Source organism: Nakamurella antarctica (assembly GCF_003860405.1).
Lineage (GTDB): Bacteria > Actinomycetota > Actinomycetes > Mycobacteriales > Nakamurellaceae > Nakamurella > Nakamurella antarctica.
In genome coordinates this window covers 631,770-657,261 of sequence record NZ_CP034170.1, presented here as the reverse complement: position 1 = coordinate 657,261, position 25,492 = coordinate 631,770, and the positions used below count along the sequence as shown (strand labels likewise).

The 25,492-nt window shown below is 62.2% G+C and carries 20 protein-coding genes; 11 read left to right on the top strand and 9 right to left on the bottom strand.

The features are described from left to right. The first annotated feature begins 155 nt into the window (after nt 1–155). The 3 genes from moaA to EH165_RS02855 all read left to right on the top strand — a co-directional run bounded on the left by moaA (nt 156) and on the right by EH165_RS02855 (nt 2,684). Nucleotides 156–1,286 carry a GTP 3',8-cyclase MoaA gene (moaA, locus tag EH165_RS02865; RefSeq protein ID WP_124797943.1) on the top strand — a complete coding sequence of 377 codons (1,131 nt, stop codon included), beginning with the start codon at nt 156–158 and terminating at the stop codon, nt 1,284–1,286. A 3-nt stretch (nt 1,287–1,289) separates the two neighbouring features. After that, nucleotides 1,290–1,562 (top strand): MoaD/ThiS family protein, encoded by a 273-nt coding sequence (locus EH165_RS02860; protein ID WP_124797942.1) that lies wholly within the window; start codon nt 1,290–1,292, stop codon nt 1,560–1,562. A 561-nt stretch (nt 1,563–2,123) separates the two neighbouring features. Next, on the top strand, nt 2,124–2,684 hold the full coding sequence (locus EH165_RS02855; protein WP_124797941.1) for a hypothetical protein: 561 nt from the start codon (nt 2,124–2,126) through the stop codon (nt 2,682–2,684). 305 nt (nt 2,685–2,989) lie between these two features. On the opposite strand, the gene EH165_RS02850 is transcribed toward EH165_RS02855, so the two are convergent. The 5 genes from EH165_RS02850 to EH165_RS02830 form a co-directional block, all read right to left on the bottom strand. Then, nucleotides 2,990–3,415 (bottom strand): molybdenum cofactor biosynthesis protein MoaE, encoded by a 426-nt coding sequence (locus EH165_RS02850; RefSeq protein ID WP_124797940.1) that lies wholly within the window; start codon nt 3,413–3,415, stop codon nt 2,990–2,992. Beyond that, a complete protein-coding gene (locus EH165_RS02845; RefSeq protein WP_239020672.1) occupies nt 3,415–4,002 on the bottom strand; it encodes a MogA/MoaB family molybdenum cofactor biosynthesis protein in 588 nt (195 codons plus the stop codon). The genes EH165_RS02850 and EH165_RS02845 overlap by 1 nt, the downstream gene beginning before the upstream one ends. Then, nucleotides 3,978–4,490, bottom strand: coding sequence for a cyclic pyranopterin monophosphate synthase MoaC (moaC, locus tag EH165_RS02840; RefSeq protein ID WP_124797939.1), 513 nt, complete (start codon nt 4,488–4,490; stop codon nt 3,978–3,980). The genes EH165_RS02845 and moaC overlap by 25 nt, the downstream gene beginning before the upstream one ends. Further along, a complete protein-coding gene (locus tag EH165_RS02835) occupies nt 4,487–5,953 on the bottom strand; it encodes an NAD-dependent malic enzyme (RefSeq protein ID WP_124797938.1) in 1,467 nt (488 codons plus the stop codon). Before EH165_RS02835 ends, moaC begins: the two co-directional genes overlap by 4 nt. A gap of 174 nt (nt 5,954–6,127) precedes the next feature. Then, the gene (locus EH165_RS02830) at nt 6,128–6,322 is read right to left on the bottom strand and encodes a hypothetical protein (RefSeq protein WP_124797937.1); all 195 of its coding nucleotides are present in this window, start codon (nt 6,320–6,322) and stop codon (nt 6,128–6,130) included. A 131-nt stretch (nt 6,323–6,453) separates the two neighbouring features. Between EH165_RS02830 and EH165_RS02825 the strand changes: the two genes are divergently transcribed. Then, nucleotides 6,454–8,676 carry a helicase-associated domain-containing protein gene (locus EH165_RS02825; protein WP_164479096.1) on the top strand — a complete coding sequence of 741 codons (2,223 nt, stop codon included), beginning with the start codon at nt 6,454–6,456 and terminating at the stop codon, nt 8,674–8,676. Nucleotides 8,677–8,682: 6 nt separating this feature from the next. Here EH165_RS02825 and EH165_RS02820 read toward each other — a convergent pair whose 3' ends face one another. Then, nucleotides 8,683–9,456 (bottom strand): LppU/SCO3897 family protein, encoded by a 774-nt coding sequence (locus tag EH165_RS02820; protein WP_124797935.1) that lies wholly within the window; start codon nt 9,454–9,456, stop codon nt 8,683–8,685. A gap of 247 nt (nt 9,457–9,703) precedes the next feature. Here EH165_RS02820 and EH165_RS02815 point away from each other — a divergent pair, with 247 nt between their 5' ends. Genes EH165_RS02815 through EH165_RS02800 form a run of 4 tightly spaced genes read left to right on the top strand, consistent with a single transcriptional unit; the run spans nt 9,704 to nt 15,970 of the window. Next, the gene (locus tag EH165_RS02815; protein ID WP_124797934.1) at nt 9,704–11,380 is read left to right on the top strand and encodes a DNA repair helicase XPB; all 1,677 of its coding nucleotides are present in this window, start codon (nt 9,704–9,706) and stop codon (nt 11,378–11,380) included. Between the two features lie 2 nt (nt 11,381–11,382). Further along, complete coding sequence (locus tag EH165_RS02810; protein WP_124797933.1) at nt 11,383–12,252, top strand: DUF6042 family protein; 870 nt, start codon at nt 11,383–11,385, stop codon at nt 12,250–12,252. Beyond that, the gene (locus EH165_RS02805) at nt 12,252–14,645 is read left to right on the top strand and encodes an ATP-binding cassette domain-containing protein (RefSeq protein WP_124797932.1); all 2,394 of its coding nucleotides are present in this window, start codon (nt 12,252–12,254) and stop codon (nt 14,643–14,645) included. The genes EH165_RS02810 and EH165_RS02805 overlap by 1 nt, the downstream gene beginning before the upstream one ends. A 47-nt stretch (nt 14,646–14,692) precedes the next feature. Further along, a complete protein-coding gene (locus EH165_RS02800) occupies nt 14,693–15,970 on the top strand; it encodes an ABC transporter substrate-binding protein (protein ID WP_124797931.1) in 1,278 nt (425 codons plus the stop codon). 183 nt (nt 15,971–16,153) lie between these two features. Here the strand turns inward: EH165_RS02800 and groL are convergent, their stop codons facing one another. Continuing rightward, nucleotides 16,154–17,773, bottom strand: coding sequence for a chaperonin GroEL (groL, locus tag EH165_RS02795; protein WP_124797930.1), 1,620 nt, complete (start codon nt 17,771–17,773; stop codon nt 16,154–16,156). A 466-nt stretch (nt 17,774–18,239) separates the two neighbouring features. On the opposite strand from groL, the gene EH165_RS02790 reads away from it, so the two are divergent. Genes EH165_RS02790 through moeA form a run of 3 tightly spaced genes read left to right on the top strand, consistent with a single transcriptional unit; the run spans nt 18,240 to nt 21,495 of the window. After that, nucleotides 18,240–19,943 carry a Mur ligase family protein gene (locus EH165_RS02790; protein WP_124797929.1) on the top strand — a complete coding sequence of 568 codons (1,704 nt, stop codon included), beginning with the start codon at nt 18,240–18,242 and terminating at the stop codon, nt 19,941–19,943. A gap of 32 nt (nt 19,944–19,975) precedes the next feature. Next, complete coding sequence (locus EH165_RS02785; RefSeq protein ID WP_124797928.1) at nt 19,976–20,257, top strand: DUF6457 domain-containing protein; 282 nt, start codon at nt 19,976–19,978, stop codon at nt 20,255–20,257. Between the two features lie 56 nt (nt 20,258–20,313). Next, on the top strand, nt 20,314–21,495 hold the full coding sequence (gene moeA / locus EH165_RS02780; protein ID WP_124797927.1) for a molybdopterin molybdotransferase MoeA: 1,182 nt from the start codon (nt 20,314–20,316) through the stop codon (nt 21,493–21,495). A gap of 121 nt (nt 21,496–21,616) precedes the next feature. On the opposite strand, the gene cphA is transcribed toward moeA, so the two are convergent. After that, nucleotides 21,617–24,325: a cyanophycin synthetase gene (gene cphA, locus EH165_RS02775; RefSeq protein ID WP_124797926.1), complete on the bottom strand. Its 2,709-nt coding sequence runs from the start codon at nt 24,323–24,325 to the stop codon at nt 21,617–21,619. Between the two features lie 100 nt (nt 24,326–24,425). Further along, entirely contained in the window at nt 24,426–25,400 is a 975-nt protein-coding gene (locus EH165_RS02770; protein WP_124797925.1) for a cyanophycinase, read from the bottom strand. Between the last annotated feature and the right edge of the window lie 92 nt (nt 25,401–25,492).

Below are 25,492 nucleotides of genomic sequence, written 5' to 3'. Positions count from 1 at the left end.
GGGATTGAGGCCTCGCCGAGACCAGATGGTGCGCATGGGGACAGAAAATTCCCGTGCCGGGTCGGGCCTTCGTCTCGGGCACGCCTGCTCGTCCACGGGCATGCGGAACCTCGCCATGCATCAGTCCAGTCCCGGGTACCGGTTAGTGTGGGGTTATGGCTGCTGTCGCGTTGGGTGTCCCCACTTTTGGCGCACCAGCACATCCCGTCTCCTCGACGAGTTGCGGCCCGGTGGGCACCAGCAGCACCGATCCGGGATTTTTCGAGGATCTACCCACCGCCGACAGGCCACCATCGGACGGGCTCATCGATCGATTCGGCCGGGCGGCAACGGATCTGCGGGTATCACTGACCGATCGCTGCAACCTTCGCTGCACTTACTGCATGCCAGCCGAAGGCCTAGATTGGCTGCCGAACGAATCAGTGCTCAACGACGCCGAACTACTGCGACTGATCCAGCTCGGCGTTGATCTGCTGGGCATTAACGAAGTGCGCTTCACGGGCGGGGAACCATTGCTGCGCAAGGGCATTGTGGAACTCATCGCATCGGTGGCAGCGCTCACAAACCGACCCGAGATGTCTCTGACGACCAACGGTCTTGGATTGGTGCGCAAAGCGGTAGACCTGAAGAACGCCGGGCTCGATCGACTTAACGTCTCCTTGGACACAATGAACCCGGAGACTTTCACGAAACTCACGCGTCGTCCTCGCCACGGTGACGTCATCGCATCGCTTGCCGCTGCGGCCGACGCCGGCTTACTGCCGGTCAAGGTAAATGCGGTTTTGATGCGCGGCGTCAACGACCATGAGGCTCTTGACCTACTCGAATTTTGTCTTCAGCACGGGTATCAGCTTCGATTTATCGAGCAGATGCCGTTGGATGCGCAACACGGTTGGGACCGCAGCACCATGGTCACCGCTGATGAGATCACCGAACTGCTTTCTGCGCGGTACACGCTGGCACCGCATGCCGGGGCACGGGGAGGCTCTCCTGCCGAACTGTTCACTGTGGACGGTGATCGTGGAACCGTGGGAATCATTGCGTCCGTGACGCGACCGTTTTGTGGAGACTGCGACCGGACCCGGCTCACCGCCGACGGCCAGATTCGCAACTGTTTGTTCTCCAGTACCGAAACCGATTTGCGCGCACTCCTACGGTCCGGCGCTCATGACGAAGAGATCGCCGCTGCTTGGCGCGGTGGCATGTGGACCAAACTTCCAGGTCACGGGATCAACGACCCGTCTTTTCTCCAGCCTGACCGTCCGATGTCCGCGATCGGGGGTTGAGAAATGACTGCTGCAACCGCGGATGTGAAGGTTCTCATCCGCTACTTCGCCGCCGCACGCGCGGCAGTGGGTTTTGACGAAGAATACGTCGTCGTACATGCCCCGTTCACTGTCGAAACCGCGCTCGCCGTCGCAGTGCGGCGCCATGGGCTTGACCTGAAAGAAGTGCTGACCCGGTGTAGTTTCCTGCTGGATGAGGTGGCGGTGCATGGGGTTACGAGCCCTGTGTTCGACGGCCAAGCCATCGATGTACTGCCGCCCTTCGCTGGCGGCTAGGGCAGGAGTGTTGCGGTAGCGCCAGCAACACGCTTGTACTCCTTGTTGAACTGTTTGTAATGGTTTGGCGTACTTCTCACACGAACCTCACTAGGCGGTCTATCCTTAGCCTCGACTGATGTACGCAAAGCGCATCAATCGGACCTTAAGAGACCATTGGGTAACGCCCCACAAACTGGAGGTACGTATGTCTCAGCCGCCGTCTGACTGGCAGGCGACGGGCGGGCAAGTGCCTGATCCGTCCGCTTCTAACCCCAGCGGCTTCCCGCCGCCGGCACCCGGCCAGGGCTTCCCGCCCCGCAGGGACAACAGGGTTTCCCGCCGCCGGCACCCGGCCAGGGCTTCCCGCCCCCGCAGGGACAACAGGGTTTCCCGCCGCCCGCACCCGGCCAGGGCTTCCCGCCCCCGCAGGGACAACAGGGTTTCCCGCCGCCCGCACCCGGCCAGGGCTTCCCGCCCCCGCAAGCTGGTTACTCCGCTCCCGGCCAAGCTGGTTACTCCGCACCCGGCCAGGGGTACCCCGCACCCGGCCAGGGGTACCCACCTCCCTCCGGAAAGCAGATGTCGGTCGACCTGTCTCGAGTAGGCACCGGTGACTGGATTGTCGTCGGCTTAGGTCTGTTATTGCTCATCTTCAGCTTCTTTGGCTGGGTGTCGAGTAGCTATGCCTCTGCCAGTTACAGCGTTGGAGGCTGGCACAACTGGTGGTGGCTTGCACCTTTGCTGGTCGTTGCCGTCACCGTTGTCTACGCACTGCAGCTGACAATGGGCTTGCTGAAAAAGGAAGTCCGTCCGCTCTATCTTGTATTCGCAGCCGCCGGCGCAGTACTGCTGTACATCATTGCGTTGATCCAAATCTTTGCCAGCTACAGCTACAGCGCGAGCAGCGCGGCGCAAGACGCTTTGGATTCCGTGTGCTCCGGCATGAGCGGAACTGATTTGGCCACCTGCAAGATCACCTACGGCTCCATGCTGGACATGGGCTCGAATTCTTCCAGCGGACCGGGCTTTGGTATCTGGGCCTCGATCGTCCTGTCGATTGCGTTCCTCTACTTCGTAGCTCTCAACGCCCAAAAGGCTGGCGAGAAGCTGCCGTTCGCCATTCCTGGACCAAAACTGTAACTCTCGTAGCGAGAAATGGCCGTGACCCCAATGGGTTACGGCCATTTCTCATTCTCACCACGGATTTGCTCCATGGGCGTGGATCACCGCTACTCTCGCACCGTTCGATGGACAGGAAATACGCGTAACGGCACCCGCAGTTACGCCTCCTGAGGCGGCGGTCACTGTAGTTCGGTGGTGCTTCCGCCTACGGAGCGAGTCTTGAACTCATTGACCGTAGGCCCCGCGCACAGCATCCACAAAAGCGTCGGCGAGAAATGTTTCAGCGCAAGGCCTGTTAACCTCCCTATCGCAGGGCCTAAATCTCAGGCGCTGCCGACCCACTCGTCACTGCCGTCGCTGAAAATCTGCCTCTTCCATACCGGAAGTTGCTTCTTCACTTCATCCACGAGGTCGGCGCAGGCATCGAACGCCGCACGCCGGTGCGCGCTCGAAACCGCTGCGACGATGGCGATGTCACCAATATTCAGCCTGCCGACCCGGTGGGTCACGGCGACGGCGATAATACCTTCTCGGGCCGCGATCTGGGCGGCGACCGAGGCGACGATCGCGGCGGCCGTGGGGTGGCTCTGGTACTCCAACTCGGCAACGCCGCGCCCGTGGTCGTGGTTTCGAACGGCTCCGGAGAAAGACACAGTCGCGCCCGCAGCGGGGTCAGCAACTGCGTCGACATGATCGGTGAGGCTCAGCAAGCTGTCCGTGACACCTGACAGCGCTACCCGTCCCGCCATCAGCGCTGCTCAGTTTCGGCGCGGCCACCGGGTATCGCTACACCGCCATCGCCATCAACGCCGCCCGGAGTGTCCTGGCCTTCGGTGCGCCGGTGATCACCACCGGCCAACTGATCAACGGCATGAACGAGGACTGGGTCGAGGACGGCAAGACCGTCTTTAACGCCGCCGCTCGAGCCCGGCAGGTTCACTACGAGTGTGCGACCCGCGACCCCAGCGACGCCCCGCGAAAGTACGGCAGTGGGAACCTTTCCCACCCCGTAGCGACGGATAGCTTCTGCCAGTCCTGGGATTTCGTAGTCGAGCAGCGCTGCCGTCAGCTGGGGGGTCACGTCCGTGGGGCTGATCCCCGTGCCGCCGGAGGTGATGATCACCGCGGGACCCTGCAGCACCGAGGTTTTCAGCGCGGCACCAAAGGGCGCGCCGTCGGAAACCACGAGAGCGTCTTCGACCTCAAAGCCGCGCTCGCGCAACCAGGAGCTGATCTTCGGACCCGTCGCGTCGTCATATATGCCGGCAGCGGCCCGGGTGGAGGAGATGATAACGACAGCCCGGTGCGCCATCAGCGGCCTTCCGGTCGGGTCCACAGCCCAGTTTTTCCGCCCTCTTTGCGGTCAACCCGAACCGCGTCGAGAACTGCGGCCGGGTCGACCGCCTTGATCATGTCGTGGACCGTCAGCCCGGCAACACACACCGCTGTGAGCGCTTCCATCTCAACTCCAGTTTGCCCGGTGGTTTTCACCGTGGCGGTAATGACGATCTCACTTAAACCCACCGAAAGGTCAAGCGTCACACCGGAAATAGCGATCGGGTGACACAGCGGGATCAGATCCGAAGTCCGTTTGGCACCCATGATGCCGGCGATGCGCGCCGTCATCAGCGCGTCGCCCTTGGGCAATCCGTCAGTGAGCAAAAGTCCAACCACTTCCGTCGTAGTCCGAACCACGCCGGTCGCGACAGCCTGTCGCGCTGACTGCTGCTTATCGGTGATGTCCACCATCCGCGCCGCACCGTGGGAATCCACGTGGGTAAGCGCTGGCGCCCCGCCCACTGGCGGCGCGCCAGGGCTCGTCATTCGAGGAAGCCCTCGACGTCAGGAGTAGCGCCGCTCGTGTGCGCAACCGACGACAATCCCTCGTGCGTCACGTGTTCGCGCGCGTCGGCGGCTTCGCGGACGATTGCTGCGGCGACAGCGGGAGCAACGGTTGCATCGAAGACGCTGGGAACGATGAAGGAGGCGTTCAACTGCTCCGGCTGAACGACATCGGCTATCGCCTCTGCCGCCGCGAGAAGCATGCTGTCGGTGATTATCCGGGCACCCGCATCCAGCAACCCGCGGAATACTCCGGGGAATGCCAACACGTTATTGATTTGGTTAGGGAAGTCGCTGCGGCCGGTTGCAACAACTGCGGCATGTTTTTGCGCTTCCAATGGATCGATCTCGGGGTCCGGATTTGCCAGGGCAAACACGATCGCATCCGAATTCATGGTCGCGATATCGTCGCCCACCAAAATGTTCGGGGCGGAGACGCCGATAAACACATCGGCACCAGCAATAGCGTCCTTCAACGTCCCAGACTGGTTGGTGTGGTTCGTCTTTGCGGCGACGTCGGCCAGATTCGGATCCATTCCATCCCGACCCCGATACACAATGCCCTTGATATCCACCGCGACAACATCCGCAGGTGTTTGAAGCAACAACAACCTGATGATGGCGTTTCCGGCAGCGCCGACCCCAGAAACCACAATTTTGCAGTTCGAAATGTCCTTCTTAACCACACGCAGTGCATTGCGCAAAGCGGCGACCACGCAGATCGCTGTGCCGTGCTGATCGTCATGGAAGACAGGAATGTCGAGCTTGGCGCGGAGGCGGGCTTCGATTTCGAAACACCGCGGCGCCGCAATGTCTTCTAAGTTGATCCCTCCGTACACCGGCGCGAGAATCTCCACGGTTCGGACGATTTCGTCGACATCGGTGGTGTCCAGGCAGACCGGCCACGCATCCACATTGGCAAAACGCTTGAACAGCGCGGCCTTCCCCTCCATGACGGGAAGGGCTGCGGCCGGTCCGATATTTCCGAGGCCCAAAACGGCGGTGCCATCTGTAACCACCGCGACTGTGTTGCGCTTGATCGTCAGCCGACGCGCGTCATCGGGGTTGGCCGCAATAGCCATGCACACGCGAGCAACCCCGGGGGTGTAAGCGCGGGACAAGTCGTCGCGATTTCGCAGCGGCACCTTCGACGTCACTTCGATCTTGCCGCCGAGGTGCACGAGGAAAGTTCGGTCAGAGACCTTGCGGACAGTGACGCCTTCGAGTGTGTTGACGGCGGCTTTGATCTCGTCCGCGTGTTCCTGCGAGAGCGCGTTGCACGAGAGATCGACCACCATCAGGGTGCCGGTCGACTCCACCACGTCGAAGGCGGTGATAACGCCACCAGCTCGCCCCACCTCGGATGTCAGATCTCCGGCCGCAGACGCCGACGGCGGGGCTGCAATCCGCATGGTGATCGAATATCCAGGACCGGGAACGGCCATCGAGTTGTTCTCCTTGTGTGTGAAAGCGCGACGCTTCCGAAGTTGATGACGCCGCAAGCACTGCCGAAGATAGTAGTCGGCATCGGCAGGCGCACCTGTCACACCAACACGTTCGGGCAGCGCACATCGGACTGCAACACGCGCCCTGAGCGGTCCACGGGCCAAGCGCTGGACTTAGCGGTTAATAACCGTGGTGGGGTGAACGTACGGCAGATCCGCCGGGTCAAGTGGAAAGGTGACGTCGCCGAAAGGGGACAACGCGCCCTGGCGATCGGTATTGAGTTCGCTCACGGGATGCGAACCGTCATCGGCTGCCGGCCATGTCGGGTCGACTCCGACGCCCGCTGCCTTGCTGCGCTTACCTGCCACCGAGTCCTCCAAAGTTTTGTTCGTGCACTGCGTGTTTCCAGTGTCCCCTACTCCACTGCCTGGTGCCAGACGGGCGTTGCCCGGATTGCACAGTCACCCACTCCGGCGACGGCCCACTATCGTTGACGTTGATGTCCACCACCACAGATTGGCTGCGCGGCCTGGGTGAACCAGAGCTGATTGGGTTGCTGCGCGCCCGGCCGGATCTTGCCGTGCCCGCACCCACCGACTTGGCTTCCCTGGCTAGGCGACTCGATACCCCGCCGTCGGTGTGGCGGGCGATGGAGAATCTCAACCAGTTCGAAGTGCAGATCCTGACCGCGCTCGTTGTTCTCGGCGCACCAACGAAGCCGGTGACGCCAGCTCAGGTGGCTGCGTTCTTGGGGCGCAGCGCCGCTAAAAAGCAGATCACGCTGGCGCTGGTAGAGCTGGAAAAGTTAGCGCTCGCAAGGGGCAGCACGTACAAATATGTTCCCGCGTCGGTAGCTGAGGCGCTCGGCCCGTACCCCGGGGGTCTGGGGCCTGAAACGTCATTGGACTTTGCATCGGTCGCTACCAAACTCACCTCGGTCCCCGAACGCGGGTTGGCAATTTTGGAGCGACTTGCGCAAGGACCCCCAGTCGGATCCGTCGGCGCGGGCGCGGCTATCGGGCCCATCGTTCGAGACTTGATAAACATCGATCTGTTGATCAGCAGGGGTTCGGGGAGCGTTGAACTCCCTCGCGAAGTTGGCCTGCATTTTCGGGGCAAGTCCCCGTTGGGTGCCATTGTCGCTGCGCCGGTGCGCCCCGATCCGGCCACTGTGGGTCAGGACCCGGTTGACGGCACCGCGGCGGGTCAATCACTGGAGCTGCTGCGGCAACTTCATCGCACTTTAGACCTGCTGGCTGCGCAGCCGCCCGCGGTGCTGAAGGCGGGCGGCCTCGGCATCCGCGAGAGCAAGAAGCTGGCCAAAGAACTCGGCGCCGACGAATCTCAGGTCAGCCTTTACCTGGAAGTACTCGCTGCAGGCGGCTTGATCACTGGCGCCCCCGCACTGGTCAATCGCGGCTTAAAAGTCTGGGCTGCCACCAGTACCGCAGACGAGTGGCTCGCCTCCCCCGACGAACAGGCTTGGTCGGCAATTGTCCAGGTCTGGCTCGATTTGCGGCGCGACCCCGCGCGGGCGGGCAAGAGGGATATCAACGACAAGATCTTGGGGATCTTGACGCCTGAACTGACATGGCTGCGTGGACCAGCCGACCGCCGTTGGGTATTGGCGCCGCTGGCCGCTCTGCCGTCCGGTTCCGGGTGGACCCCAGAGCAACTCGGCCAAGTTCTTGCCTGGGAGGCGCCGCTGCGCGGAGCGGACCGGCGTGATCGGGTGGTCAGTACCGTGCTGGGTCAAGCCACCACTATGGGCATCGTGGCATTCAACAGTCTGAGCAGCGCGGGCCGGGCGCTCCTGGAGGGTTCAGAGAATGTGGCATCGACGCTGGCGAAATCGCTTCCCGTTCCGCTGGAAACTTTCCTCGTGCAAGCCGACCTCACCGTTATCGCCCCTGGGCGGCTGACCTCGATCTTGGCGCTCCGGCTGGCCGCGGCAGCCGAAGTTGAATCCGCCGGATCCGCCACCGTGTACCGCGTGACCCCCGCGAGCATCCGCCGCGCGCTCGACACCGGCCTCTCGCGCGGGGAGTTGCACCAACTTTTCGACCACCATTCCAGCACCCCCATTCCACAGGCTTTGACCTATTTGATTGATGATGTGGCCCGCCGGCATGGCGTCCTGCGAACAGGCCACAGCGAGGCATACCTGCGATGCGACGACACCGTCATGGTGGATCAAGCGATCGCGCACATGGCCAGCGTGGGAATAGTGTTGCGTAAGCTCGCCCCCACCGTCGCCATCACCAGGACCAGCCTCGATGAGCTGATCGTCGAGCTGCGCAAGGCTGGGCTCGCCCCCGCCGCCGAGGACGAATTCGGCGCCATCTTGACCAAGCCAGCGACAGTGACACGAGCCAAACCCCCTCTCGTGACGCATCAACGGTGGCGCGAACCTGCAACGCCCAATGACGAACAGCTCGCCGCGTTGGTCGCCCGGATGAGATTTGCCGAAAGCTCCAACCTCGTCAGCGTCCAATCACCGACGGAGGCTTTGGCAGAGCTGCGAGCCGCAGCGACTGCCCGGGGCAGCGTATGGATCGAGTATGTCAACACCGAGGGCGCTACCAGTCGCAGACTCATAGAACCCCTCGCCATTTCGGGCGGCACCATTTCGGCTTTCGACCGGCTCAGCAAGCAGATGAGAACCTTCGCCGTTCACCGCATCGTGGGCATCCAGGATGCTGGGCCAGCCGACGAGGCCTGAAGCCCGCTACCTCACGGCCCGCAGGCAAATCACTTCAAATTGTTTGGGATGAACCAGCACCTGATCCGTTACAGCCGGGCAATCGGCGGAGTCCACGGTATTGCCAAGAACCGCCGTCACCTCGTACACATCACTGGCATTGGCGCTGCCGCAGGGAAGGGTTCCCAGCTTGGATCGCTCGCGCATTTGCAGACAGTCCCCCACGCGCACCACGTAGTTCACACACAAGATCGCCGACTCGGCCGAGAGGACCGCGTCGGCGAACGCATTGTCGCAGCGGGTGTAATCGGAGCTGTCGTCTATCCGCTCTACGACGCGGTAGGAGGCATCGACCGTTTCGCAGCCGACCTCCGACACTGAGAAGCCCCCATCAGAGAGGCACTCTCCGACCGCGATCTTATCCACCACCTTCTTGGAGGCGGCTGCGGTTGCCCAGACGACCGCGACTACCAACACGAGGACGATCGACGCGATCACGCCGGTCGCCAGGTGTTCGGAGCTGCGGATTCGTTGCCAGCGCGAGAGCGGCGCCAGCTCCTGGCTGCCGTGGGCGTACAGGGCAAACTTCTCGTGCCGCGCAACCGTTGGCGCATCCCCGCTCGGTGCGGCAGTAACAGAATGCACGGCAACAGGGTTGGTAGGAGCAGAGTAGATAGGTCGCATCCGCGCCGGGTCCAGGCCGCCGGGACCAATCTCGATGGCCTTCCATCCGGGGCCCGAGCGAGGCGACGCGCCTAGTTCGGCGCGCGGGGGGCCGCCAGTAATCCCGCCCTTTTCCATGTCGTCAATATATCCATGGCGCTGATGGCGCTGGCGCTGCCGCGATGGCAGTGGCGCTGCCGTGGATAGGTAGGTGCGACACCACCACACTCTCGCGCAGCTGGGCCGCGCCGTTTAGGGCACACTGGAAGATCGCCGGTAATGATCCGACACCCCGCGGTGTTGAACCTGCTGGCAGCGCATGCACCAGCGCGGACCTTTCTCGCCGCGTCAATCCAAGTTCGATCGATATCAAGCAAGGAAGCCCGTGACCGACGGACCACTGATCGTTCAGTCCGACAAGACCGTTCTCCTCGAGATCTCCCACCCCGACGCCTCGGCCGCTCGGGCACAGCTCGCGCCCTTTGCAGAGTTGGAAAGATCCCCCGAACACATCCATACCTACCGCATCACGCCGCTCGCCCTGTGGAACGCCCGCGCCGCCGGCCATGACGCCGAACAGGTCGTGGACGCGTTGGTCCGCTGGTCGAGATTCCCCGTGCCGCAAGCGTTGCTGGTCGACATTGTGGACACCATGGGGCGTTACGGCCGATTGGTCCTTCGCACCGTTCCCGGTCAGGGTTTGGTGATGGTCTCGAACGACAGGATGGTGCTCGAGGAGATCTTGCGGCACAAAAAGGTTGCTCCGATGTTGGGCGCCCGGATCGACGCCGACACCGTTGTGGTCCACCCTTCGCAGCGCGGCAACCTCAAGCAGATTCTTCTAAAGGTCGGATGGCCCGCCGAGGACGAAGCCGGTTACGTCGACGGCGAAGCGCACGACATTCGGCTGGACGAATCAACGTGGAAGCTTCGGGATTACCAGTCGCAGGCGGTAGATGGGTTCTGGGCCGGTGGTTCCGGTGTGGTGGTCCTACCGTGCGGCGCCGGGAAGACGATGGTCGGAGCGGCCGCAATGGCGAAAGCCGGTGCCACCACCCTTATTTTGGTGACCAACACCGTTTCCGGCCGACAGTGGCGTCGCGAGCTCATTGCCCGCACATCACTCACGGACGAGGAAATCGGCGAATACTCCGGCGAACGCAAAGAAATCCGCCCTGTCACCATCGCGACCTATCAGGTGATGACGCGCAAGTCGGGCGGCGAATATCGTCATCTGGATCTGTTCGACTCCCGCGATTGGGGCCTGATCATTTATGACGAGGTGCACCTGTTACCTGCGCCCGTCTTTCGGATGACGGCGGACCTGCAGTCTCGGCGTCGCCTGGGGTTGACCGCGACTCTGGTCCGCGAAGATGGCCGCGAGGGCGACGTCTTTTCGCTCATCGGACCCAAGCGATATGACGCCCCTTGGAAGGACATTGAGGCGCAGGGGTGGATAGCTCCAGCCGAGTGTGTCGAGGTACGGGTCACGCTGACCGATGCCGAGCGACTCGGATACGCCATCGCCGAACCGGAGGAGAAGTACCGCATCGCCGCCACGGCCCGGACGAAAATGCCCGTGGTGCAATCGATTCTGGATCGTCACGTGGGTGAACCGACGCTGGTGATTGGCGCTTATTTGGAGCAGTTGGAGGAGTTGGGCGCCGAGTTGGACGCTCCGATCATCCAAGGATCCACGCGCAATTCCGAGCGCGAACGGCTCTTCGACGCTTTCCGGAACGGGGAGATCAACACCCTTGTCGTGTCCAAGGTTGCGAACTTCAGCATCGATCTTCCGGAAGCGACTGTGGCCATTCAGGTTTCGGGGACGTTCGGGTCGCGTCAGGAAGAAGCGCAACGGCTGGGCCGGCTGCTCCGCCCCAAAGGTGACGGTCGGCAGGCACACTTTTATTCTGTAGTTTCCCGCGACACCTTGGACACCGAATACGCTGCTCATCGACAACGTTTCCTTGCCGAACAGGGTTATGCCTATCGGATTGTTGACGCTGACGATCTTCTCGGACCAGCGTTACCCGATCCCGATGCACCGAAGGAGCAGTAACGATGAGCCAAGGCACCAACGACTCTCATGACGCGGCTGTGAATAAGGCCACCGTGGACGAGGACACCACAGACGAGAACTTCGATGATGATGACGAAGTAACCGAGGAAGACCTTGCCGCGGAGGGCATTTTCGACGAATGGCTGGCGCTCGGCTGGTTCAGCATCGCGCCCAGCGTGCTGTTTAGCATCACGGAAGCTGCTCGCGGGTTGCACTTCACCCGCGCCGAACTCGCCGAGTCCATCGCCCTCAATATTGAAGAGCACGGCTACCGCGAACTCGACTCCGACCCTTTGTGGTTGGTCGCCGATCCGGAAACTGCGGCAGACCTTGAACTCGCCGAAGAAGGCGGGTACGACGCGTATTTGGAAGGTGAGCGTACGCAGCGCGCGAACTGGGGTGAGCTCGGTAGTCGCTCCCCGAAGCTCGCGGTCACCACCGTGGATGAGTTTATTGACCTGCTGTGCGACTGGAACCTGTTGGTCGAATCCGACGGTGTGCTGGAATTGCTCGACCCAGTACCCGACCCGGTTGATCTGCTGCCGCTGACAAACCCAGAGAAGGACGAACTCCTCGAGAGCCGAGAGCCATCGGATTTCGAGCTCGTCGACGGGGTGCTGCACGCGTTCATCTATCACTCGGACGAGTCCACGATGGTGACAACGATTGGAAAGCTGGCGCAGCAGGCGGATGTGGCGCCAGAGATGGCCAGGTTGATCCTCGCCGGGATCATCGCCAGCGGCGAATCGGGTTTAACAGCAGACCGTTTCGGTCCCATGGAGGCCGAGGCAATTACCGATTTAGCCGACCACCAGAAGTTCACTCTGGTGGTGGACCGCGACTCTGACGCCATTAAACATCACGCGCACTGATGATGACGAAGGCGATCGCTGAGAGCCAGGCACCTCACCTGGCAGATAGCCACGACCGGATCCGCGTACAGGGCGCCAGAGTCAACAACTTAAAAAATATCAACGTCGACATCCCAAAACGTCGGTTGACGGTCTTTACGGGAGTGTCCGGTTCCGGCAAAAGCTCGCTTGTTTTCGCCACGATCGCTGCCGAGTCCACGCGGATGATCAACGAGACCTACAGTGCGTTCATTCAAGGGTTCATGCCGTCGATGGATCGTCCCGATGTGGACGTGCTGGACGGACTGACCACCGCGATCATCGTTGATCAGCAGCGAATGGGGACCAACGTCCGCTCGACGGTCGGTACCGCAACGGACGCCGGTGCGATGCTGCGCATCCTGTTCAGCCGCCTGGGCACACCGCATATCGGATCACCGCAGGCGTATTCGTTTAACGTGGCGTCCATCAGCGGCGCTGGCGCGGTGTCCATCCAACGAGGCGGCGAAACCGTCAAGGAACGCAGGAGCTTCAGCATCACCGGTGGCATGTGCCCCCGCTGCGAAGGCCGTGGCAGCGTCACAGACATCGATCTTTCCGCGCTCTACGACGACGCGTTGTCCCTCAACGAGGGTGCACTGACAATTCCCGGGTACAGCATGGATGGCTGGTACGGCCGGATTTTTCGCGGTTGCGGATACTTCGATCCGGACAAGCCGATTCGAAACTTTACGAAGAAACAACTGTCGGACCTGCTGCATAAAGAACCCACCAAGATCAAGGTGGATGGCATTAACCTCACGTATTCGGGATTGATTCCAGCGATCCAAAAGTCCTATCTCACCAAGGATATCGACTCGCTGCAGCCGCACATTCGCGCGTTCGTCGAACGGGCGGTCACGTTCTCCCTCTGCCCCGAATGCTCGGGAACGCGGCTTTCCGAGGCCGCCAGATCGTCAAAAATCGCCGGCGTCAACATCGCGGATGCTTCCGCCATGCAGATCACCGACCTCGCTGCGTGGGTGGGATCGCTCGACGAACCATCGATGTCTCCGCTGTTGAAATCCCTGGCACACACGTTGGACTCTTTTGTCGACATTGGTCTCGGATACCTGTCACTGGACCGCCCTTCGGGGACGCTGTCCGGCGGAGAATCCCAGCGCACCAAAATGATTCGACACCTTGGCTCATCACTCACTGATGTTACCTACGTATTCGACGAACCCACCATAGGTCTGCACCCACACGATATTGCTCGAATGAACCTGCTGCTGCTGCAACTTCGGGACAAGGGCAACACGGTGCTCGTCGTCGAACACAAGCCGGAAGTAATCGACATCGCCGACCATGTGATCGACATCGGCCCCGGCGCGGGAACCGAAGGCGGCGAGATTGTTTTCGAGGGCTCGGTCTCCGCGCTCCGATCGAGTAAGACGCTCACTGGCCGACACCTTGACGACCGGGCGGGGCTGAAGGAACTCCTGCGCACATCGACGGGGACACTCGAAATTCGCGGGGCCAGCACCCACAACCTTCAAGATGTTGACGTGGACATTCCGTTGGGTGTGTTGGTAGTTCTCACAGGTGTGGCTGGATCGGGGAAGAGCTCGCTGATCAACGGGTCGATCGTTCATCGGAACGGGGTGGTGTCGGTTGATCAAGCTGCCATCAAGGGTTCTCGTCGCAGTAACCCCGCGACGTACACCGGTCTACTCGACCCCATCCGCAAAGCATTCGCCAAAGCCAATGGCGTTACCCCCGCACTGTTCAGCGCGAATTCGGAGGGTGCGTGCCCCCAGTGCAACGGCGCGGGCGTCATCTACTCCGACCTTGCAATGATGGCCGGGGTGTCGACCATCTGCGAGGTGTGCGAAGGCAATCGGTTTCAAGCATCTGTGCTCGAATACACCTTCGGCGGAAGGGATATCAGCCAGGTGTTGGCGATGTCCGTGATCGAAGCGGAGGAATTCTTTAGCGGGGGCGAAGCGAAACTCACTGCTGCACATAGCATCCTGCAACGTCTGGTAGACGTGGGCTTGGGGTATATCAGCCTTGGTCAGCCGCTCACGACTCTATCCGGCGGCGAACGGCAACGACTCAAACTGGCCGCCAAGCTGGTCGACAAGGGCAATGCCAGCGCGGTCTACATTCTGGACGAGCCGACATCCGGGCTGCACCTTGCAGATGTCGAAAACCTGCTGGCGTTGCTGGATCGAATCGTTGACTCCGGAAAGTCCGTCATCGTCATCGAGCACCACCAGGCGGTAATGGCGCACGCGGATTGGATCATCGACCTTGGACCGGGGGCTGGCCACGATGGTGGTCGGGTGGTCTTCGAGGGAACCCCGGCAGATTTGATAGCTGCTGGGTCCACCACCACGGCGCAGTATTTGGCCACCTACGTCGGCGCTTGAGCAGCTGCAGGCGCCTGCGACAGCGGTCAGCACGCTACCGTGAGGACGTGATTACGCTCCCGCGCCGTCGAGTGTGGAAGACGATGCTGATGTGTTCTGCCCTGGTGATTACGGCAGCCATGTCGACCAGCGCATGTACCGGGCCTCGCGATGCTGGCGACCCCCTCGCGACCTCCACGGTTCTGCCAAGCGAGTTGCAGCCCGGTCCAGTGGCCAGCCCGACCTCTCAGGCACCGGTGACGCAGCCGGGTGTGGCTACTGGTCCGGGTGTTTCGAACACCGAGATTGCCATTGGCGCCCTCGTGGACGCTGGCGGAGACCGAGGCTTTTCAAGCGGATTGAGCTTGTGGGCGAGCTCCGTTAACAACGATGGCGGCGTATGCGGGCGGAAGGTCAGGATTGATACCGGTGGGTCTGACGTGCAGGCGGCATACCTGGAGATGGGTCCGTCAGTTTTAGGGTTCGTCATGAGCGTGGAAAATGAATCCGCGCGGTCGAGCGTTGCCCGCACCATGAGTGCGGATCAGATTCCCGCTGTGGCGGTCGCCGGAATCGCCGTTGACCTTTTCCAGACCAGCCCAGTGGTGATCGGCCCGACGCGAGATGTGATGGCTATCAACACGCTTGATCACTTGGTGCAGGCGAAGGCGGTGGGTGCGGCAGAGTCGATTGGCGTCATCAGCGACGAAAGCCCGGCAGCGCAGGATGCGCTCGCGGGTCTGCGCTGGTATGCCGCCTCGGCCGGAATCGACGTGATTGTTGCTGCGACTGGCAAGACGCCACCCCCGAATTTTCCGAGCTTGCCTGTTGTTTTTTCCCTTGCCGCTCCGGCAACCACTGCGGACCTGGCCGCTGCGCTGCCCGCTTCGACCTTGGTCGTGACTGACGTCAATGGGTACGACCCGACCCTGCTTTCGGCCGCTTCGGCCGCTCATCTGCAGGTGATGCTCCCGACACCCGCTTACGGTTCAGACCATCCGGGCGCGGCTGCCGTGGCGAAAGTTTTGCTCGCGGAGGGGATATCTTCCCCGGGACCGATGACCTTCTCCGGGTACGCGGCTGGCGCAGCCTGGCAACGACTCCTCACCGCCGCGTGCGAAGGGTCTTCGCTGACCAGAGAGGGTATTAGGAGTGCCTTCAGCACCATTGGACCGGCTTCTTTGGAGAGCATGCTCGGGGCGTCTGACCCGGGCCGGGTGGTTTCCGCCAACAGGCCGGCGACCGTGACCTCGGCGCTGGCCCAAGCCGACCCCACTGCGCCCAGCGGGATGACACCCCTCACCGGGCTAATCTCGGCGGAGAATATCGAGAAGTACTGGAGCTAGGTGCGTCTCTTTCTGACCGCCGAGCGGTGGGCTATAGCCCGCAACCACCGTCTTTCTTACCCACGTCGCACCGCTCGGTCCGCAACCCCCGCTCGGCCCGCAACCCACAGCACAGCAAAGCGGGCCCGGGTTCGTGATGAACCCGGGCCCGCTTCGTGGTGAATCTCGCAGCGCTGGTTGGACTTAGAAGTCCATTCCGCCGCCGTCGCCACCCGGCATGGCCGGTGCCTTCTCCGGCTTTTCCGCAACCACAACTTCGGTGGTCAAGAACAGCGCGGCGATGGATGCAGCGTTCTGCAGTGCCGAGCGGGTGACCTTGGCCGGGTCGATGATGCCAGCCGCGATCAGGTCCTTGTACTCACCGGTCGCGGCGTCGAGGCCCTGTCCGGCGGGGAGGTTGCGGACCTTCTCGGCCACTACTCCACCTTCGAGGCCAGCGTTGATCGCGATCTGCTTCAACGGGGCTTCGACTGCAACGCGAACGATGTTCGCGCCGGTGGCCTCGTCGCCTTCGAGGTTGAGATCTGCGAGCGCACGGTTTGCCGCCTGCAGGAGTCCGACACCACCGCCCGCGACGATGCCCTCTTCGACGGCTGCCTTGGCATTACGCACTGCATCTTCGATGCGGTGCTTGCGCTCCTTGAGCTCCACCTCTGTGGCAGCTCCGGCCTTGATGACTGCAACGCCGCCGGCCAGCTTGGCCAAGCGCTCCTGCAGCTTCTCGCGGTCGTAGTCCGAATCTGACTTCTCGATCTCGCTACGGATCTGGTTGACGCGACCAGCAATCTGCTCTGCATCGCCTGCACCATCGACGATGGTGGTCTCATCCTTGGTGACGACAACCTTGCGGGCGGAGCCCAGCAGGGAGATGTCGGCGGTCTCGAGCTTGAGGCCCAAGTCCTCGGTGATGACCTGGCCACCGGTCAGGATCGCGATGTCCTGCAGCATGGCCTTGCGGCGGTCTCCGAAGCCCGGTGCCTTGACGGCGACGGACTTGAAGGTGCCACGGATCTTGTTGACGACCAGGGTCGCGAGGGCTTCGCCTTCGACGTCTTCGGCAATAATCAGCAGCGGCTTGCCGCCCTGCATGACCTTCTCCAGGATCGGCAGGAGGTCCTTGACGTTGGTGATCTTGCCGCCGAAGAGCAGGATGTACGGGTCGTCGAGAACCGCTTCCTGACGCTCCTGGTCGGTGGCGAAATACAGGGAGACGTAACCCTTGTCGAAGCGCATACCCTCGGTGAGCTCCAGCTCGAGGCCGAACGTGTTGCTCTCTTCGACGGTGATGACGCCTTCCTTGCCGACCTTGTCCATCGCCTCGGCGATGAGCTCGCCGATGGAGGTGTCAGCAGCGGAGATCGAGGCGGTAGCAGCGATCTGCTCCTTGGTCTCGACCGGCTTGGCATCGGCCAGTAGCTGAGCCGAAATGGCCGCCACTGCCTTTTCGATGCCGCGCTTGAGTCCTAGCGGGTTGGCGCCAGCTGCGACATTGCGAAGGCCTTCGCGGACCAGAGCCTGTGCCAGGACGGTCGCGGTGGTGGTGCCGTCGCCAGCCACATCATCGGTCTTCTTGGCAACTTCCTTGACGAGCTCGGCACCGATCTTCTCGTAGGGATCTTCGAGATCGATTTCCTTGGCGATCGACACACCATCGTTGGTGATTGTCGGGGCGCCCCACTTCTTTTCCAGCACGACGTTGCGGCCGCGCGGCCCGAGTGTGACCTTGACAGCGTCGGCGAGGATGTTCATCCCACGCTCGAGGCCGCGGCGCGCTTCCTCGTTGAAGGCAATCAGTTTTGCCATGAGGTTTAGTCCTCCAGGTTCGGTGACCGCATCCGACAGAACTGCCGAAGGCGGAGTGACACCATAATTTTTGTGTGTTGATGCAGTTGAGCCGATGCCCGCGACGGACGGCGGCCCCTGGACGCGAACTCCAAACCGCCGCGCCGGTGTGCTGCCTCATCGATTCAACTGGCACTCACGTAAGGAGAGTGCCAGTTCCAATTCTGGCACTCGAGGGGTGAGAGTGCAAGGTGGCGGAAGTCCTGAGACGCCCAATGACGAAAGGCCTTGCTACCTCCCCGTCTGATCAGCACCTTTGAACTGCGCAGGAAGCTCGGTGCCGCCCACTGCTGACAATGTCGGCGACTTTCATTACAGTCACGCGCTATGGACGAGTCAGGATCAGCATGAGCGCGCTTGGTTTCCTGTTGGAGTATTCGCGGTCCCGGATGGATTCGGGATTACAGCCAGATGGGGAGGCAGGCCGATGACGCCCACTGGCTCGCCTGTGGAACTTCGCGTCCTCACCGGCCCGAACCTTTACTTTCCGCGGCCGGCGGTCAAGCTCACCCTTGACGCATCCGCAGCGATGGCCGCTGATTCCGAGGTGATGTTGGGCTGGCAGCGAGCTCTGGGCGTCCGCGGCCACGCCGTCGGACTGCCGGGAACTCCCGCTCGGCTGGAGGTTGCCGCTGAACTTGCCGCGGCTGTCGTTCGCAAAGTGGCGTCCAAGACTCGGCGCAGGCTCGCTGCCGTTTCCAGGCCCGGGGACGACGAAACTGTCATCGCCGCCTTCCCGTTTCGCCACCAAGACATCGCCGAAGCATTCGGAAACGCGGTGGCGCAGGTGTTCTCTGACGTCACCGGTGGCCGCATGGAGCCGGCCGCTGCCCTCAGCGCCGCAGCCGACCAGATTCGCGGCTTAAACCCCGGGCCCGTGCTCGCCGTGCTGCGGCCGAAGGTCCCGATCGTCGCGGTCACCGGAACCAATGGCAAAACCACCACCACCCGGTTGATCTCGCATCTCATCAAGGCCGACGGACGCGTGCCCGGATGGTCCTCCACCGATGGCATTGTGATCAACGGGGTCACCGTCGAAACCGGCGACTGGTCTGGTCCCGGTGGCGCCGCGCGAGTGCTCTCCGATCCCACCGTCCAGGTAGCCGTCACCGAAACAGCGCGCGGCGGCATCCTTCTCCGCGGTATCGGTGTCCCCTACAACGACGTTTCGGTCATCACCAATATCAGCGCCGACCACCTCGGCACCCTCGGGGTGCACACCATCGAACAACTGGCGGAGGTCAAGTCGGTGGTCGCTCGGATCACCAAACCCAGTGGCTGGACAGTACTTAACGCCGATGACGAATTAGTCGCCGCGATGCGGCTGGTGAGCCGCGCCCGACCCTGGTTCTATTCTCTTGATTGCGAGAACCCCTATCTCGCAGAGGCTCTCGAGGCTGGTGGGCGCGGTATTACCGTCGTCGACGGGACCATCGTCGTCCTGGAGCACGGGCTGGACCCTCGCACGGTGTTACCCGTGAATGAGGTACCTCTAACCCTGGGTGGCTCCTCGAAGGTCAACGTTTCGAATGTTCTCGCAGCGATTGCGGCCGCCCTCGGAATCGGCTGCGATATGGAGAACATCCGTGCGGGTCTGGCCACCTTCGCCGGCGACGTTGCGCACAATTCCGGACGACTCAACACCTACCTCCTGGGCGAAACAGCTCTGATCCTGGACCTCGCGCACAACGAAGCCTCGGTGGCCTCCCTCCTCGCTGTCGGCCATGCATTTACGCGCACGGGCGGCGAACTGGTCGCGCTCGTTTCGACGCCTGGAGACCGCAGTGACGACGCCGTCCACGCTATGGGCAAAATTGCCGCAGACGCGGCTGACAGAGTGCTGATCGCCGAAAAGTCCAAATACCTGCGAGGGCGAGAGGTCGGCGAATTGCCCGCACTCTGGCGCGCCGGCGCCGCGGAAGGCGGTCTCACTGAGCTTCCCGTCTATGACGACGAGCTCCTTGCCCTGCAAGCAGTTCTTGACGGCCAGAGCCCGGGAGGGGTTTTGCCACCCGGATCCACCGTTGCTGTCTGCGCGTTGGAGCAACGGGGGGAGATGGCGGACGAAATCCTGCGGCGCGGGGGCCATGAAATGACACCTGCAGAAATCACCGACCGCCTCCGGGTCTGAGCAAGGAAGGGCGCGGCGGTAGGTTGACTCGCATGAGCACCCTTGAAGACTGGCTAGCCGATGCAACCTCTGCGCTGGAGCTGCCACCTGATTCGATCCCAGCAGACCTGCGCAACGACCTGTTGGGCCTCACGCGGGATATCGCCCACGGCGTGACGCGCATTGCGGGGCCTCTCACCTGCTATCTACTCGGCCTCGCCGCTGCGCGCGGTGGTGCACCGTCAGCCTCAATTGCCCTGATAAATGCCCTTATTCCCACGTTGCCGGAACCCGCTGAATCTGCTGCCGAAAACCAACCCGCGCCCCAGCAGTAATCGCGCGCACCACACCTGCCGTCGTTGACCTGCCCCGCACGAGGATCGGAAAATCTATGCGCTCCGTTGAAGAACACCAACAGGTCATCTCCGACCTCCTCCCCCGGATGCCCGTCATCTCGGTGTCGCTCGCCGAATCCGCTGGGCTGGTCCTGGCAACTCATCTCCTTGCCCCTATTGACCTCCCGCCCTTCGATAATTCTGCGATGGACGGGTACGTCGTGCGTTCGGCCGACATCACCGCGTTGCCGGTGACCTTGCCTGTCTCCGACGACATCCCCGCTGGGAAGACAGACTCCACGCCATTGACCCCTGGGACAGCAGCCCGGATAATGACGGGGGCGCCGATCCCCCAGGGCGCCGAGGTCATCGTCCAGGTCGAGTTCACCGATGGTGGAACGGCTTTCGTCACCATCAATGACGCTGCCCCCGCTGGCCAGCATTTCCGCCGCCGCGGCGAAGATGTCACCGCCGGCGCGGTGGTGCTGACCAGCGGCACGGTGATGGGAGCTACCCAGATCGGCGTAGCGGCAGCTTTGGGTCTGACGTCCGTCGACGTGTTCCGACCGGTCCGGGTATTGGTCCTGTCTACCGGCACCGAGCTCGTCGCACCGGGCAATCCACTTGGCCCCGGTCAAATTTACGAATCCAACGCCACCATGCTCGCGGCCGCCATCCGCGAAATCGGCGGTGTTCCAACGGTTCTGCAGTTTGTTCCTGATGATGCCGCGGAATTTAACTCGCGATTGTCATCCGCTGCAGACGACGTTGATCTAGTGCTTACCACCGGGGGCGTCTCTGCTGGCGCCTACGAAGTGGTGAAGGACGCACTCACTGGCCAAGGCGTCGACTTTGTCAAAGTCCGCATGCAGCCGGGTGGGCCGCAAGGCGCCGGGATGGTTCGTGGAGTGCCGGTTGTCACGTTCCCGGGCAATCCCGTTTCGGCGTACGTTTCGTTCGAGGTTTTCCTGCGTCCTGCGATCTGCAAAGCCATGGGGCACAGGAGCGCCGCCAGACCCGTTATTACCGTTCCTGTCTCGGAAGCCGTCGACTCGCCCCCAGGCAAACGCCAGTTTCGGCGGGCGCTGCTGGACACCGTCGCGGGCACCGTGAAGCCGTGGGGCGGCCCAGGTTCGCATTTGCTGGCCTGGCTTGCCGGCGCTGACGCAATCCTCGTGCTGGGTGAAGACGTGACACGGCTAGAAGTTGGCGAGCAGGCAGAGGTCTGGCTTCTATAACGCTGCGCGGCGGGGGCCATTTCGGCTCCCGCCCCACCCTCCTCAGGTTTCGGCTGCGCCCACCCTCCTCAGGTTTCGGCTGCGCCCACCCTCCTCAGGTTTCGGCTGCGCCCCACCCTCCTCAGGTTTCGTCGGTCCCTGCCTGTGCGAGGTTGCCTATCAACTGCAGTTCGTCCCACACCGCGCGGGCGCGGTCTACACATAGGACCACCAAGTCACCCGGGTTCGCCCACTGCATCGCTATTTTCGTGGATTCAATTTCATCCAACACGATCTCGACTTCCTTGACCCTGCCTGCTTCTGCTTGGCAGTGCCGGGCGCCCTCAAGGATCAAGTCGGCGGTGGCGCCTAGTTTCCGGCCACGCCCCCGTTCGTCCTCGCGGATGATGATGCGGTCAAAGTGCTTAGCCGCCTCGTATCCAAGGTCGCGCATATCCTGGTCCCGGCGATCGCCAGCGGTGGCGATCACGCCGATCTTTTGCGGACGTTCGATGGACCCCAAATCTTCGAAGAACCTGTCGACGAATGCGCCCAGCGCTTCCATCGCGGGGACGTTGTGGCAGTAGTCGACAATGACCTTGATGCCTTGAACCTCGGTCAAGTTCATCCGACCCGGCGCTTGGTAGAACGACGAAGTGAAAGACCTGAGCCCACTCCGGATATCGTGCAGATTCGCGCCAGCACAATAGGCGGCAGCGGCAGCCGCCATCGCATTTTGCACATTGAACAGCGCCTTGCCACCGAAGGTGATGGGTAGCAAGTGCGTGTAGGCCAACGGCATCCGCCGGCGGCCATGAACCAACACAATTTGGTCCCCCAGCTCACCCTTTTCCAGGATCACCGCCTTGCCACCGCGGCGGCTGTGGTCGGCGACCATGCGATTATCGGGTTTGACGGAGAACCAAACGATTTCGCCCGAGCAGTGCCGCCGCATGTCGGCCACCAACGGGTCGTCCGCATTCAGCACCGCGGAGCCACTCTTGGGCACTGCTTCCACCACTACACGCTTGACTCTGGCTAACTGTTCTACGGTGTCAATGCCGCGCAGACCCAGGTGATCGGGGGCCACGTTCAGAACAACGGCAACGTCGTTTCTGGTGTAGCCCAGACCCTCACGTAAAATTCCGCCTCGAGCGACCTCGAACACGGCAAAATCGACGCGCGGGTTTTGCAATACCATTTTGGCGCTGCGCGGCCCGGAGGCGTCGCTACGGATCACCAACCGATCGTCAATGACGACGCCGTCGGTGGACGTCATGCCCACCTTCTTCCCGATAGCGCGGAAGATATGGCCGATAATCCGGCTGGTGGTGGTCTTTCCGTTGGTGCCGGTCACCGCAACAATCGGGATGCGTGACGGGGCTCCCGGTGGGAACATCAAGTCCACCACCGGCTTTGCTACGTACTGCGCTTCGCCAATGGTGGGATGGGTGTGCATTCGGAAGCCGGGCGCGGCGTTGACTTCACATATTCCGCCGCCTGTTTCACGGACCGGAGCCGTGATATCCGGGCAGATAAAGTCGATGCCAGCGATGTCGAGCCCGACCACGCGAGCCGCTTCCTCTGCAATATCAACGTTATCCGGGTGCGCCTCGAAGGTGCGGTCGATCGAGATTCCTCCGGTCGACATATTCCCGGTCAACGCCAGCTTCACCATTTCGGCGACCTTGGGCACATCGGTCATTTCGAAGCCCTGGGCGCGCACCAATTCAATGGCCCCGTTGTTGACTTCGATTCGGGTCAAAACCTTTTCGTGCCCCACACCGCGGCGCGGGTCCGAGTTGGTGATGTCAACCAACTCGGTGACGCTGTGGATTCCGTCACCGATCACGTGTGCGGGCACCCGTTCGGCGATGGCCACCATGTTGCCGCCGACCACCAGCACGCGATAATCCTTGCCGGTGACAAAGGACTCGACGAGCACATAGCCCCGCCGCGATTGGTCGTAGGCCTCGTCAAATGCGGCGCGAACTTCGGCTTCGTTGCGCAGGTTAATGGCTACTCCACGACCATGGTTGCCGTCGAGTGGCTTCACCACTACCGGGTATCCGATGCTCGCTGCGACGTCGACAGCACGATCTACGGTGCGCACCACATCGGAGGCTGGCACCGGCAGGCCAGCCGCAGCCAAAAGTCGATTGGTGAGTTCTTTATCGGAGGCAATATCTACTGCCAGCGACGATGTCAATGAGGTCATCGTCGCGCGAATGCGCTGCTGGTGGACACCGTGTCCCAGTTGAATGAGTGATGCGGAATTCATTCGCTGCCAAGGGATGTCGCGAGCAATAGCCTCGTCGAGGATTGCTTGGGTCGAGGGTCCAAATGCCACCCGCTGGCTCGTCAGCAGAAACGCTTCGTGCTCCGCATGGAAGTCAAAACCGTGGGTTGCCTCGGTGTTGGGGTCCACAAGGTAGTTGACCAAGCGCACCGCCAACTTGCCCGCGAGCGTGCCTACGGTTTCGTCGAGGTATCCGTAAACAATGCTGTACACGCCCACCTCGCCGGTGGAACGTGTTTTACCCCTGGTGATCTCGTGGCCAGCGGTCCGCTGGATCTCCAAAGCGGTGTGCTCCGCGACGTGACCTACCCACGTGCCTTCGACGAGACGCTCGAGGAATCCGCCATCGCGGCCCCGCGAGCATTGGTGTTCAGCTAGACCGGGCAGCAGCGCGACCAGGCCCTCGGTGAAGCCGGGCAGCAGATCAGTCGGCTCCGATTCCAAAGCGCCGATGTCGACCGTCATATGCACAGCCGGATCGTATGAATGGTAGTTCGGCCCCCGATACACCCTGGTTTCACGGATAGTGATGGCGCGGGGCAGATCGGTCATTGCGCAAACCTCTCAGGCAGATTGCAATCGTCGTTGAGGCGACAGTACCTGGCCAGAGGGGGCCGCTAGCTCGCTGGAAGCGTCGTTGCTAGAAAAAAGGTCAGACACTGCGGCGACGCAACTGCTCGGTCGTCATATGCGCGCCCTCAGCCGCGATCCGGCGCGTCCGCGGGCGAGTACCCACCGGGACGTCGGCCAGCGTCGTCACCACAGGGGTCCCGGTGAGATCCTGCTGGTCCGGCAAACCTGGTGCGGTCAATAGCTTTCGGCTCCGGGTATCGAATCTCGCACCGCGGGGCAACGTGTGCAGCACCAGGCCCGAAATCATCAGCGGCTGCGTGCCGGTGGCCGTATAGGCAGTGGTAACAACGTCACCGCCATCCACCACGGTCACCACCCCGCGCCCCTTCACCTCGAGGACGCCGGCTGAATCGATGATGGCCGCCGTGTCCTCGTCGACGCCCACACCCAACTGCCCCGGATTCGCCGCAACGAGGGCGAAGAGCCGACCAAATCGGTTGCGTTGGGTGAAGTGCTGGTCGACAATCACGTCGGCGAGCAGGCCGAGACCCTCAGACACGTGCGCGATTCGGAATTTGGGCGTGGTTCCCCCAGGCCCAAACGAGACCATGTGACGGCTGCAGATACTGGCTCCTGCTGAGGTTCCTGCGACGACAGCGCCGCGCAAGTTAGCCTCGACGATGGCCGCTCCCAACGCTGTGCCCACGACGACGGTGGCCAGCTTGACCTGGTTTCCGCCCGTCATGAAAATAGCCGTGCTGCGTTCGACCGCGGCCACCAAGCCCGGGTCGCCTGCTTGATCGCGGCTCTCCGGACGGATCCCCACCACATCGGTGACACCAATCTGGGCAAAGAGCTGTAGGTAAGCGTGCGTGATTTCATCGCCCAACGAGGACGCGGTGGAGATAACAACGATCCGCGCCGCAGGCCCCCCAGCCAGCCGCACCACTTCACGCAGGATCGTCATGCGGCCGACCTTGTCTTCGGCACCGCCGATCGGCATAACGACGCCACGGGCCTGCACTGCGGTGAGAATTTGCGGATCGGCTGCCATGCTGACAAACGGTAGTGCCCGAATGGCCTAGGCATGGAATCGGCGGCGCGAGTCTCGCGCACGAGCGTGCCAATGGTGGGACACTGAGGTGC

What these genes read in the sequence shown, in the direction of transcription:
- moaC (WP_124797939.1), bottom strand. Translation starts at nt 4,490, where the DNA reads ATGACGAGCCCTGGCGCGCCGCCAGTGGGCGGGGCGCCAGCGCTTACC.
- EH165_RS02825 (WP_164479096.1), top strand. Translation starts at nt 6,454, where the DNA reads ATGTCCACCACCACAGATTGGCTGCGCGGCCTGGGTGAACCAGAGCTG.
- moaA (WP_124797943.1), top strand. Translation starts at nt 156, where the DNA reads ATGGCTGCTGTCGCGTTGGGTGTCCCCACTTTTGGCGCACCAGCACAT.
- EH165_RS02820 (WP_124797935.1), bottom strand. Translation starts at nt 9,456, where the DNA reads ATGGAAAAGGGCGGGATTACTGGCGGCCCCCCGCGCGCCGAACTAGGC.
- cphA (WP_124797926.1), bottom strand. Translation starts at nt 24,325, where the DNA reads ATGACCGATCTGCCCCGCGCCATCACTATCCGTGAAACCAGGGTGTAT.
- EH165_RS02805 (WP_124797932.1), top strand. Translation starts at nt 12,252, where the DNA reads ATGATGACGAAGGCGATCGCTGAGAGCCAGGCACCTCACCTGGCAGAT.
- EH165_RS02850 (WP_124797940.1), bottom strand. Translation starts at nt 3,415, where the DNA reads ATGGCGGGACGGGTAGCGCTGTCAGGTGTCACGGACAGCTTGCTGAGC.
- groL (WP_124797930.1), bottom strand. Translation starts at nt 17,773, where the DNA reads ATGGCAAAACTGATTGCCTTCAACGAGGAAGCGCGCCGCGGCCTCGAG.
- EH165_RS02785 (WP_124797928.1), top strand. Translation starts at nt 19,976, where the DNA reads ATGAGCACCCTTGAAGACTGGCTAGCCGATGCAACCTCTGCGCTGGAG.
- EH165_RS02790 (WP_124797929.1), top strand. Translation starts at nt 18,240, where the DNA reads ATGACGCCCACTGGCTCGCCTGTGGAACTTCGCGTCCTCACCGGCCCG.
- EH165_RS02810 (WP_124797933.1), top strand. Translation starts at nt 11,383, where the DNA reads ATGAGCCAAGGCACCAACGACTCTCATGACGCGGCTGTGAATAAGGCC.
- EH165_RS02855 (WP_124797941.1), top strand. Translation starts at nt 2,124, where the DNA reads ATGTCGGTCGACCTGTCTCGAGTAGGCACCGGTGACTGGATTGTCGTC.
- EH165_RS02860 (WP_124797942.1), top strand. Translation starts at nt 1,290, where the DNA reads ATGACTGCTGCAACCGCGGATGTGAAGGTTCTCATCCGCTACTTCGCC.
- moeA (WP_124797927.1), top strand. Translation starts at nt 20,314, where the DNA reads ATGCGCTCCGTTGAAGAACACCAACAGGTCATCTCCGACCTCCTCCCC.
- EH165_RS02770 (WP_124797925.1), bottom strand. Translation starts at nt 25,400, where the DNA reads ATGGCAGCCGATCCGCAAATTCTCACCGCAGTGCAGGCCCGTGGCGTC.
- EH165_RS02835 (WP_124797938.1), bottom strand. Translation starts at nt 5,953, where the DNA reads ATGGCCGTTCCCGGTCCTGGATATTCGATCACCATGCGGATTGCAGCC.